Raw genomic sequence first — 11,117 nt, forward strand, 5'->3', positions numbered from 1 at the left:
GCTCCGCGGCCCTCCGTGACATGGTGAGAGAGACGCGTCTCTCGCCCACGGACTTCATCTACCCGCTCTTCGTCGTCGAGGGCCGGGACGTGCGCCGTCCCATCTCCTCCATGCCGGGCATCTTCAACCTGTCGGTGGAGCACGCCGTGCAGGAGGCGAAGCTCGCGAAGTCGCTGGGCGTGCCGTCCGTCATCCTCTTCGGCATCCCGGACCACAAGGACGCGGAAGGAACGCAGGCCTACGCGCGCGACGGCATCGTCCAGCGCGCCATCCGGGAGATCAAGGCGGCGGTGCCGGACCTCCAGGTCATCGCGGACGTGTGCCTGTGCGAGTACACCGACCACGGCCACTGCGGCGTGCTCGACGGCCAGCACGTCGTCAATGACGCCACGCTGCCACTGCTCGCGCAGATGGCCGTCACGTGCGCGCAGGCGGGCGCGGACATCGTCGCCCCGTCGGACATGATGGACGGCCGCATCGGCGCCATCCGCAAGGCGCTGGACGAGGTGAAGCTGTCCGACACGCCCATCATGGCGTACTCGGCCAAGTACGCCTCCGGCTTCTACGGCCCCTTCCGCGAGGCCGCCCAGAGCACGCCGCAGTTCGGCGACCGGCGCGGCTACCAGATGGACCCCGGCAACGTGCGCGAGGCCCTCCGCGAGACGGAGCTGGACGTGGAGGAGGGGGCGGACTTCATCATGGTGAAGCCCGCGCTCTCCTACCTGGACGTCATCCGCGCGCTGCGCGAGCGCTTCGACCTGCCGCTCGCCGCGTACAACGTCTCCGGCGAGTACGCGATGCTCAAGGCCGCCGGCCAGAACGGGTGGGTGGACTACGAGCGCGTGATGATGGAGGTCCTCACGTCCATCAAGCGCGCCGGCGCCGACCTGGTCATCACGTATCACGCCCTGGAAGCCGCCAAACTCCTCTAAGGCAACACGCGGGGCGCGCTGTCGCGGCGGAGGTCTTGATCGGCTCCGCCGCTTGCGCCCAAATGGTCCCCACACGATGCCCACCCAGAAGAAGCGCCCCGGACGCAAGCCGGCGAAGCCTCCGCCCCGACGGGCCCCCGCTCCGAAGCCGAGGTCGCGGGCCGGCCAGCGACCGGGCCGGGGCCACACCCCGGTCGTTCGTGAGCCCGGGCCGTTGCAATACAAGGTGGTGGAGCTGTCCACGGTGGACGAGGGCGCGCTGGAGCGCACCCTGAACGAGTGGACGGGCAAGGGCTGGAACCTGGACGGCGTGCAGTTCGCGATGCGCGAGTCCTCCAAGCGGCCGGCGATGGCGTTCGTGTTCTTCACCCGCGAAGGCGAAGCCGCGCAGCACGACGAGTCGGACGCGCGCGAGCGGCTCTTGCGGATGTCGGACGTCGGCAGCCCCACCGCGAGGCTCGCGGCCGAGCAGACCGGGGAGCACGCGCAGACGGTGGTGCCCTTCGTCCACCCGCTGTCCGCGCACGAGCGGCTGGCGCGGCTCGCCGGGTTGGATGAGCCGGAGCCCACGGAAGAGGGCCTCACGCTGGAGCCGGAAGCGTGAGCGCCGCTCCCGAACGCAGCCTGATGTCCACGGGCCGCGGTGGCAGCCGCGTGCTGCGGCTGGTGCAGGAGGACGCGGAGCCGGACTCTCCGTACCCGAAGGCGTCCCTGCTGCTGCGCCTGGGCGCGCGCGTGGTGGACTGTCTGACGGCCTGGGGCCTGTACGTGGTGTGCGGCGCGGCGGGCGCGGTGGTGGCGCTGCTGTTCCTGCTGCTCGCGGACGGGATGCTCCAGGGGCAGAGCGTGGGCAAGCGCATCTTCGGCGTGAAGGTGATGCACCTGCCCACGCGGTCGGCCGCGCGGCACCGGGACAGCACGCTGCGCAACGCGCCGCTCGCGCTCGTGGTGCTCCTGGGGATGATGCCCGCGCCGCAAGGCCTGGTGGCCGCGGCGGCGGGCTTCGTGGTGATTGGCGGCGTGGAGGCGTGGCGCGTGCTGCGCGACCCGCTGGGCCTGCGGCTGGGCGACACCTGGGCGCAGACGCAGGTGGTGGACGGGAAGGTTGTGGCGGGCGCGACGGTTGCAGCCCGCACGCCCGTGGCGGCAGCGCGCGCCCCGGGCCGTTTGATGACCGCGGCGAAGGTGCGCCGCGGCAAGCCATTCAGGAAAGGGAGACGGGGCAAGCCATGCGCATCGCGCTGACCTACAACCTGCGGTTGTCGGACTCGGAGGAGGAAGCGGAGTTCGACACGCAGGAGACGGTGAACACGCTCGCGGCCGCCATCGAGCGGCTGGGCCACCGCCTGGAGCGCTTCGAGGTGAGCGGCCCCGCGTCGCGCACCGTGGCCCGCCTGGAGGCCTACAGCCCCGACCTCATCTTCAACACCGCCGAGGGCCGCCGGGGCCGCTTCCGCGAGGCGTTCTACCCGGCGCTCTTCGACGAGCTGGGGTTCGCGTACACGGGCTCCGACGCGTACGCGCTGGCGCTGACGCTGGACAAGCAGCTCACCAAGCTCATCCTCTCCAAGCACGGCATCCGCACGCCGGGCTGGCAGTACGTGGAGAAGCTCAGTGAGCTGACGGCGGAGAACCTGCACTTCCCCGTCATCGTGAAGCCCAACTTCGAGGGCTCCTCCAAGGGCATCACCCAGGACTCCGTCGCGGAGACGCTGGAGGCCGTGCGGGAGAAGGTCGCCAGGGCGCTGGAGAAGTACCCGGCGGGCGTGCTGGTGGAGGAGTACATCAGCGGGCGCGACCTCACGGTGCCGTTCCTGGCCGCGGTGGACAACGACTACGACGGCGTGCTCACGCCGGTGGAGTACGTCATCGACCCGGAGGCCGCGACGGGCCGCAAGTACGCCATCTACGACTACGAGCTGAAGACGCGCCGCGAGAAGGCCGTGAGCGTGCGCGCGCCGGCGAACATCCCCCCGAAGATGGCGGAGGACGTGCGCAAGATGGCGCAGAAGATCTTCCAGGTGCTGGACTGCCGCGACCTCGGCCGCCTGGACTTCCGCCTCTCCGACGCGGGCGTGCCGTACTTCCTCGAAATCAACGCGCTGCCCAGCCTGGAGCCGGGCGCGGGCATCTACTCCGCGGCGGAGCTGGAGGGGCTGCACCTGGACGGGGTGATCAACTCCATCATCCAGAGCGCGGCCAAGCGCTACAAGATCCGCGACTCCGCGCGCCGCCAGGGCAAGCCCGCGCGCAAGACGGGTCCGCTGCGCGTGGGCTTCAGCTTCAACGTGAAGCGCGTGAAGCCCAGCGCCACGGCGGAGACGGTGGAGGACAGCGAGGCGGAGTACGACTCGCCCAACACGCTGCAGGCCATCCGCGAGGCCATCGCGTCGTGGGGCCACGAGGTCATCGACCTGGAGGCCACGGCGGAATTGCCCACGGTGCTCTCCAGCACGCCGCTGGACATCGTCTTCAACATCGCCGAGGGCTTCAAGGGCCGCAACCGCGAGAGCCAGGTGCCCGCGATGCTGGAGCTCCTGGACATCCCGTACACGGGCTCGGATCCGGCGACGCTGTCACTGGCGCTGGACAAGGCGCTGGCGAAGAAGATCGTCCGTCAGGCAGGCATCCTCACGCCCAACTTCCAGCTGATGGTGACGGGCAAGGAGCGGCTCAACAAGGAGTTCACCGGGTTCCCGCTCATCGTGAAGCCGGTGGCGGAGGGCAGCTCCAAGGGCGTCGTCACCAAGAGCGTCTGCTACAGCGAAGCGGAGCTGCGCGACGTGGTGAAGGAGATCGCCGGCAAGTACCAGCAGCCCGCGCTGATTGAAGAGTACATCGGCGGCCGCGAGTTCACGGTGGGCCTCTTGGGCGAGCGGCGTCCGCGCGTGCTGCCGCCCATGGAGATCGTCTTCCTGGACAAGGCGGAGAAGAACCCCGTCTACAGCTTCCAGCACAAGCTGGATTGGACGGACCGCATCCGCTACGACGCGCCCGCGAAGATTGAACCGGCGCTGCTGGAGAAGCTGCGCACGGCGGCGCGCAACTCGTTCATGGCGCTGGGGTGCCGCGACGTGGCGCGCATCGACTTCCGCATGGACGACAAGGGGCGCATCTACTTCATCGAGTGCAACCCGCTGCCCGGCCTCACGCCCGGCTGGAGCGACCTGGTGCTCATCGCGCAGGGCGCCGGCATGGACTACCGCGCGCTCATCGGTGAGATCATGGCGCCCGCCATCCGCCGCTACAAGGAGCGCGAGGCGCGCCGGGCCCAGACGGAGCACCCGCCCGGCCCTCCGCCGCCGCTCAACAAGGTGGTGCAGCGCATCGAGGAGCAGACCGCGCAGGCGAACGCCGCGGCCGCCGCCGCCACCACCGCGCCCGCGCTGGGGACTGGGAATGGCACCCCGGCCTCCGGGGAGCCGCAGTCCGTGCGCCCGGAGCTGAAGTCCTGAGCCGCTGACGGGCCCAAGAGGGCAGGGGACGCGGAAAAACGCCCCCTGCCTTCCGGGCCCTGCGCCTAGCCGTCGTTGAGGGCCTGCGCCCAGCCCTTCTCGAAGTTGGCGTGGTACGCCTGCCACAGCGAGTCCGAGTAGTACTTCACGAGGTTCTCGTCGTTGTAGCGCAGCGAGTTCTTCGACAGGTTGTGCGAGCCCGTCAGGACGATCTTCCGCACCGTCCCGTTGAAGTTCCCCGAGTAGACGAAGTGCTTGCTGTGGGTGAGGACCTCCCGGGGCGTGCCGTCGCTCGTCTTCACGTTGTTCGCGGACACGTCGTAGAGCTGGCGCACGGTGATGTTCGAAGAGCCGCCGAGCTTCGCGCGGACGCCGGCCTCCATGTCCGTGTAGAGCACGCGCACCTTGCAGCCCAGCTTCGCGATGCGCAGCAGCTCCGTGGCCACGATGATGCGGCTGTCATTGAAGTGGTTCTGGTTCACGTCCAGCGTGCAGCCCGCCACGGCCGTCCGGATGTAGTCCGTGAAGTTGTTCGCCACGGTGTCGGAGCTGAGCTCGTTGTCGTTGCCCTCGCGCGGGAAGAAGTAGGCGGTCCACGGCGCGTTCGGTGAGTCGTAGTACCCCTGGCCCGTCGTGGGGTTGTAGTAGTCCGTCGTCTTCGTCCCACCGCGCAGGTCGTTGTGGTAGCCGACCCAGTAGTCGTACCAGTCCCAGTCCTCGTAGCTGACGACCATGTCGTTCCAGTAGTTGTTCTGGGAGTAGGTGTTGTTCCAGGAGCCCTGCACCACGACGCGCTGGATGCGGTTGCCCTGCGGATCCGTCGTCGTGCTGAAGGTGAAGATCTTGTCGTGCATGATGGTCGTGGAGCGATCAAAGCCCGCGATGCACGCACTGCCTGCGCCCGTCCCGTTGCACCGGGTCAGCTCCAGCCGCGTCGCGTCCGGGCAGCTCGCCGCCGGGGGCACGTGGCTGCTGATGTCGTGGATGACGCCGCCGGAGAGGAACTCGGAGGCCGCGCCGCCGTTCTGCTCATCCACCACCAGCCGCACGATGACGCCCCGGCACAGCGCCGCCTTGATGGCCGCGTTCAGGTGGTCCGTCGTCCACAGGAACATCGCGATGCGGATGTAGGAACCCTTGGGGCTGTTGTCGATGAGCCGGACCACCTCATCCTTGATGCGGTAGTCCCGCGTGCCCGTGTTGTCCGGCTGGTTGAAGACGACGTAGAGCCCCGGCACGTTCGTCGCGCCCTGCTCCTGCGCGCCCACCAGGTTCGGGTCCGTCTGCGCCGCGGGCTGACACCCCGCGAGCGCCGCCGACACCATGAGTCCCACCACCGCCAGGAGCCCTGCACGTCCGCTGCGTCGCTGCTGTTTCATGTCCTGCCTCCATTCTCCAATTCTCACCATTTAATACGAAATGGCGTGGAAAGCAGGGAGAACAGGGGTATGGATGGGATGAAACCCATTCTTGCGGATATGGAAAATTCAATGAGCGGATTGTTTCAGCGTGGTTCGGTGGTGTCGTGGGTGCTGATGGGCTGCGCGGTGCTGGCGCCGCAGGGTGCGCGGGCGGCGTCGGTGGGCTTCGAGCCGGCCTCCCGCGGGCAGCCCTCGCGGCTCGCGGCGCTGACGTCGCTGAGCTTCACGCCGGTGAAGGACGCGATGGTGAAGCAGTTCGCGCCCACCACGAACTTCGGCGCGCAGAGCCTCATCCAGGTGTCGGCGCAGAACAACTACAGCAAGGAGGTGGTGCTCCAGTTCAACGTCACCGGCCTGCCCGCGGGCGCGACGAACCTCACCGCGCAGCTGCGCGTGCCCGCCGGCACCACCGCCACGGGCCGTCCCATCACCGCGCACGCGGTGGCGGACACGGGCTGGAGCGAGACGGCCATCACCTGGAACACCCGGCTGCCCATGGGCGCCGCGCTGTCCACGGTGTCCAGCCACACGGCGGGGCAAGACTCGGTGTGGGACGTGTCCGCGCTCATCACCGGCAATGGCAACGTCACGGTGGGCCTGGACACGACCTTCTCCGGTGACACGAACTTCACGTCCCGCGAGGGCAGCCCCGGCCCCACGCTGGTGGTGAGCTACGACACGGCGACGACGTGGTTCGTCTACGCGGGCAACACGCATGCGCACACGAGCTACACGTCGTCGCACGGCGAGCAGGTGACCAGCGGGGACCCCACCACGAACGGGCCCCCGTCGGAGCACCACGCGCGGGCGAAGGCGGCGGGCTACGACTTCTACGTCACCACGGACCACTCGCAGGAGGTGGCGTTCGACCCGACGAGCCCGACGACGCCCGCGTGGGTGGCGACGAAGCAGCAGGCCGTGAACGCGACGGACAGCGGCTACGTGGGCTTCTGGGGCTACGAGCACTCGGAGAACAACGGGCCGGACGGCACCGGGCACATCAACGTCATCAACAGCCCGGCGTACCTGGATGCGCTGGAGTCCGGCGTGGGCCTCCAGCAGCTCTACGCGTGGATCAAGACGCAGCCGGACACGGTGGCGTCGTTCAACCACCCGGGCCCGACGAACTACAACAGCTTCGGGTACCGGGACGCCGCCCTCACCGACATCTTCACGATGCTGGAGGTCATCAACTCCAACGACAACCTCCACTACGAGGGCTGGCTGGCGGCGCTGCAGAAGGGCTGGAAGGTGTCCCCCGTGTGCGGCAACGACAACCACGGGTTCTGGGGCATCACGCGCCACACCGCGCGCACCTTCCTCGTCGCCCCCTCGCGCACGAAGGCCGCGCTCCTGGACGCGATGAAGCAGCGCCGCACCTACGCCGCGTTGGATACCAACCTGCACGTCGTCTACACGGTGAACGGCGCCATCATGGGCTCCACGCTCGCGAGCCCCTCCACGTTCAACTTCAACATCCAGGTGAGCGACGCGGACGTGGGCGACCGCATCTCCAGGATTGAAATCCTCAAGGACAACGGCGTGGTGGTGCAGACCTTCGCCCCCGCCACGCCGCAGGCCTCCGTCACCTGGACGCCGTCCCTCACCGACACGACGAGCAGGTACTTCTTCCTGCGCGTCTACAACGAGGGCAGCACCGCGCCCATGGCGTGGATCGCCCCCGTGTGGACGGGGCGGTAGGACCGTCCGCTCAAGCCGGCGCGAAGCCGCCGTGGAAGGTGGGCGGGAGGGCGTGGTCGAAGTGGCAGCGTGCCACCGGCCCGTCCTCCAGCCGGCGCGCGTCCAGCACCGCGATGTGGGACGCGTCCGCCTTCACGTCGTAGACCTGGGTGAGCAGCCAGCCGTCGTCCTCCGCGCTGCCGCCGGGGCGGGGGACGAAGACGGGCTCGGAGGGGTACTGCTCCGCGCCCAGCGCCGCCATCGTCAGCCGGCCCGTCGCCACCTCGATGCGCGCGACGCCGTTGTGCGGCCCCCACTTCGCCTCCTCGCTGGTGTGCACGCCCATGAACACCGTCCCGTGCGCGCGGCCCACCACTCCGGGGGCGACGCGGGGGAACTCGCAGCTCACGTCCGAGCGGCGCTCGGTGTGGAAGGTGCCTGCCTTCACGTCCACCACCGCCCGGTGCAACATGCCCTTCGCGGCGGTGGAGGTGCGGCCGCGCACCAGCTCCCCCAGCCACTGGTTCGTCGTGAAGTCGGGGTAGTGCACGTAGTCCACCACCAGCGTGTCGCCCTGCTCGAACGCGTTGGCGAAGTGCCACTGGTAGAACGCCTCCGTGGGGATGCGCACCGGGTGCTCCACGTCGTCGATGGGCACCACCAGCACCTCCGAGCCCACGTCCGGCCGGAAGTGGAGGTTCTCCGAGAAGGACCCCAGCCGCAGCAGCATGCGGAAGATGTTGAGCCGCAGGGCCGGCAGGAAGAAGACGAGGTAGCGGTCCGTGGCGATGAAGTCGTGCACCATCGTCGCGCCGGGGAGCTTCACGGAGCCCAGGCGCTTTGCCCCGCCACCGTCCGGCAGCTCGTACAGCTCCACCTTCGTCTCCCGGCCGTACTGGACCCCGTAGTTGTAGGACGCCTTGCGTGACGGCACGCGGTGCGGGTGCGCGGAGAAGCTCTCCACCACCACGCCGTCGAAGTCCGACTCGCCCACGCAGGACAGGTCCTCCGGCGACACCTCCACGGGCACGTTCGCCTCGAACAGCGCGTAGAGCTTGCCGTTCCACGCCATCACCGACGTGTTCGCCGAGTTCTTCCGCTGGTTGCGCAGCTTGTGCAGCAGCGGCGTGGGCGTGCCGTAGCCGCCGTAACGCTGCCCGGACGCCTGCCGCTCCGCCACCATGCTCGGCGTCTCCAGGAGCCGCGCCGCGCCCCGCACCCCCTCCGGCCCGAAGCGCACGCCCAGCATGCCGCCGTCCCCGTCGAACCAGTGCTGGTACGGCCGGCCGTGCACCTCGAACGTCCACGGCCCCACCCGGTACAGCGAGCCCCGCAGGCCTTCGGGCACCTGGCCCTCCACCCGCAGCGGCTCGAAGCCGTGCTGACGGGGAAGCGTGCGGAAGGCCCGGAGCCAGCCCGGGGCGGCGGAGGACATCGTCTGCTTCATCGCGGTCGTCATGGCGGAAACCCTTTCCTGGTCGATGCGGAGGGCACGGGCGCTGCCGCGTCCCTTTAGCGTGTAGACACTGTAAACATCACATGTTGTCGCTGTCAACATGGATGTTGACGCTGGCAACTTCGTGCCCTGGATGGTTACGTCACCCAGGCGACACAGAGGAGGCTCGGACGGTGGCGACTCGTAGCAAGCGGGCACAGGCGGAGAAGCCGGCGGACAAGCCGCCAGAGAAGCCGCGCTATCACCATGGCGACCTGCGCCAGGCGCTGGTGGACGCGGCGGTGGAGCTCATCACCGAGGAGGGCTTCAGCGCGCTGACGCTCCGCGAGGTGGCCCGGCGGGCGGGCGTCACGCACGCGGCGCCCTACCGGCACTTCGCGGATAAAGAAGCGCTGCTGGAGGCCGTGTCGCAGCAGGGCTTCCGCGCGATGGCGCACGAGATGCGCGAGCGCATGGCGCGGGTGTCCGGGCCGCTGGAGCAGCTGTCCGCCGCGGGCGTGGCCTACGTGCTCTTCGCGGTGCGCCACCCGCCGCACTTCCGGGTGATGTTCGGGCCGCACTTCACGCGTCCCCCGAAGCCCGACGCGGCGGAAGAGGGCGCCAACGCCTTCACCCTGCTGGTGAACTGCATCGAAGCCGGGCAGGCCGCGGGCCTGCTGCGCGCGGGGGAGTCACGTCGCCTGACGCTCACCGCGTGGTCGCTGGTGCATGGGCTCGCCTCGCTGTTCGTGGACCGGCAGTTGGAGGAGGCCGTGCAGGGCGTGGAGGCCGCGGAGGCGCTCGCCGTCGTGCAGACGCGGCTCCTGATGGAGGGGCTCATGCGCCCTGAGCCCGGCGGAAACAGCGACAGTCGGTAGGGAAGCAGGGTTGACCGTCGAAGATTGTCGGGTACGGTCGGCGCCATGGTGCGGATACCGGAAGAAAAGGGGCCGAGGGTCCGGGCGCGGGAGCTGGGGCTTCCGCTGGGGCGCTTCAAGACGGGGAAGTTCAACGCCATCACGGACGTGGAAGGCGTTCTCGTGGGGCACTCCACCATCATCCAGGGCGAGGGGCCGCTGAGGCCCGGCTTCGGGCCGGTGCGCACGGGCGTCACCGCCATCCTGCCCAACCTGGGCAACATCTTCATGGACCGCATGAGCGGCGGCGGCTTCGTGCTCAACGGCGCGGGCGAAGTCTCCGGCATGACGCAGCTCATGGAGTGGGGCCTCATCGAAACGCCCATCCTGCTCACCAACACCATGGCGGTGGGCGCGGTGTCCGACGGCGTGGCCCGCTACCTCGTGCAGCGCTACCCGGGCATCGGCGACGAGCACGACGTCATCATCCCCGTGGTGGGCGAGTGCGACGACTCGTGGCTCAACGACATCTCCGGCCGCCACGTGCGCCAGGAGCACGTCCTCGAGGCCATCAACACCGCCGCCAGCGGCCCGGTGCGCGAGGGCAACGTCGGCGGCGGCACCGGCATGGTGACGTGCGACTTCAAGGGCGGCATCGGCACGTCGTCGCGCAAGCTGCCGGAGGCGCTGGGCGGCTACACGCTGGGCGTGCTCGTCATGTCCAACTTCGGGAAGATGCACAACCTGCGCGTGGGCGGCCTGCCGGTGGGCGAGGTGCTGGTGGAGAAGTTCAAGAACACCCCCCACCGCGGCAAGTCCTACGGCTCCATCATCGCGGTGGTCGCCACCGACGCGCCCCTCCTGAGCCATCAGATCAACCGCCTGTGCAAGCGCGTGGGCCTGGGCATCGGGCGCGTGGGCAGCTACGCGGCGCACGGCTCCGGGGAGATCGTCGTGGGCTTCTCCACCGCGAACATCATCCCCCGGCGCACGCAGAAGATGGTCTACAAGATGAAGATCCTCCTGGATCAGCGTCTGGACCCCCTCTACGAGGCCGTGATGGAGGCCACCGAGGAGGCCATCCTCAACGCCATGTGCATGGCCGAGCCGATGACGGGCGTGAACGACAACTACTCGCCCGCGCTGCCCCTGGACGAGGTGCGCCGCTTCGTGGATGCCTGCCGGCCCATCTTCGCCTCGGTGAAGAAGCGCCCCCACCAGACGAGCGTGCCGGCCTCCAAGGAGCGCCCCAGCGACCAGGATCGGGAGGGGGAGGTGACGGTATCCTCCGCCCTGCCCACGAAGGTGCGCGGCGCGGAAGGCATTCCCTTCCCGAC

The 11,117-nt window shown here is 69.2% G+C and carries 9 protein-coding genes; 7 read left to right on the forward strand and 2 right to left on the reverse strand.

Annotated elements, in window-relative coordinates; all coding sequences use genetic code 11:
• The 4 genes from hemB to D7V93_RS27035 all read left to right on the forward strand — a co-directional run.
• The coding region (hemB, locus tag D7V93_RS27020) for a porphobilinogen synthase (protein ID WP_244237530.1) at positions 1–932 on the forward strand (932 nt) is incomplete at its 5' end.
• A gap of 76 nt (positions 933–1,008) precedes the next feature.
• The gene (gene sglS / locus D7V93_RS27025; protein WP_120646138.1) at positions 1,009–1,536 is read left to right on the forward strand and encodes a type IV pili motility protein SglS; all 528 of its coding nucleotides are present in this window, start codon (positions 1,009–1,011) and stop codon (positions 1,534–1,536) included.
• 23 nt (positions 1,537–1,559) lie between these two features.
• Positions 1,560–2,177: an RDD family protein gene (locus D7V93_RS27030; protein WP_120646139.1), complete on the forward strand. Its 618-nt coding sequence runs from the start codon at positions 1,560–1,562 to the stop codon at positions 2,175–2,177.
• On the forward strand, positions 2,162–4,387 hold the full coding sequence (locus tag D7V93_RS27035; RefSeq protein ID WP_120646140.1) for a D-alanine--D-alanine ligase family protein: 2,226 nt from the start codon (positions 2,162–2,164) through the stop codon (positions 4,385–4,387). Before D7V93_RS27030 ends, D7V93_RS27035 begins: the two co-directional genes overlap by 16 nt.
• A 65-nt stretch (positions 4,388–4,452) precedes the next feature.
• Here the strand turns inward: D7V93_RS27035 and D7V93_RS27040 are convergent, their stop codons facing one another.
• Positions 4,453–5,766 carry a phospholipase D-like domain-containing protein gene (locus D7V93_RS27040; RefSeq protein WP_158623872.1) on the reverse strand — a complete coding sequence of 438 codons (1,314 nt, stop codon included), beginning with the start codon at positions 5,764–5,766 and terminating at the stop codon, positions 4,453–4,455.
• A 111-nt stretch (positions 5,767–5,877) separates the two neighbouring features.
• Between D7V93_RS27040 and D7V93_RS27045 the strand changes: the two genes are divergently transcribed.
• Positions 5,878–7,509, forward strand: a complete 1,632-nt coding sequence (locus D7V93_RS27045) for a CehA/McbA family metallohydrolase (protein WP_158623873.1) — start codon at positions 5,878–5,880, stop codon at positions 7,507–7,509.
• A gap of 10 nt (positions 7,510–7,519) precedes the next feature.
• Here the strand turns inward: D7V93_RS27045 and D7V93_RS27050 are convergent, their stop codons facing one another.
• Positions 7,520–8,947 (reverse strand): carotenoid oxygenase family protein, encoded by a 1,428-nt coding sequence (locus D7V93_RS27050; RefSeq protein ID WP_120646143.1) that lies wholly within the window; start codon positions 8,945–8,947, stop codon positions 7,520–7,522.
• A gap of 170 nt (positions 8,948–9,117) precedes the next feature.
• Between D7V93_RS27050 and D7V93_RS27055 the strand changes: the two genes are divergently transcribed.
• A complete protein-coding gene (locus D7V93_RS27055) occupies positions 9,118–9,801 on the forward strand; it encodes a TetR/AcrR family transcriptional regulator (protein WP_120646144.1) in 684 nt (227 codons plus the stop codon).
• A gap of 45 nt (positions 9,802–9,846) precedes the next feature.
• Positions 9,847–11,117: DmpA family aminopeptidase (locus tag D7V93_RS27060; protein ID WP_147451352.1), on the forward strand; the 1,271-nt coding region annotated here is incomplete at its 3' end.

Origin of the sequence: Corallococcus llansteffanensis (assembly GCF_003612055.1) — a bacterium.
Classification (GTDB): Bacteria; Myxococcota; Myxococcia; order Myxococcales; family Myxococcaceae; genus Corallococcus; species Corallococcus llansteffanensis.

Excerpts from the sequence above, each read along its gene's own strand:
- sglS (WP_120646138.1), top strand. The coding sequence starts at position 1,009 with ATGCCCACCCAGAAGAAGCGCCCCGGACGCAAGCCGGCGAAGCCTCCG.
- D7V93_RS27030 (WP_120646139.1), top strand. The coding sequence starts at position 1,560 with ATGTCCACGGGCCGCGGTGGCAGCCGCGTGCTGCGGCTGGTGCAGGAG.
- D7V93_RS27035 (WP_120646140.1), top strand. The coding sequence starts at position 2,162 with ATGCGCATCGCGCTGACCTACAACCTGCGGTTGTCGGACTCGGAGGAG.
- D7V93_RS27040 (WP_158623872.1), bottom strand. The coding sequence starts at position 5,766 with ATGAAACAGCAGCGACGCAGCGGACGTGCAGGGCTCCTGGCGGTGGTG.
- D7V93_RS27045 (WP_158623873.1), top strand. The coding sequence starts at position 5,878 with ATGAGCGGATTGTTTCAGCGTGGTTCGGTGGTGTCGTGGGTGCTGATG.
- D7V93_RS27050 (WP_120646143.1), bottom strand. The coding sequence starts at position 8,947 with ATGACGACCGCGATGAAGCAGACGATGTCCTCCGCCGCCCCGGGCTGG.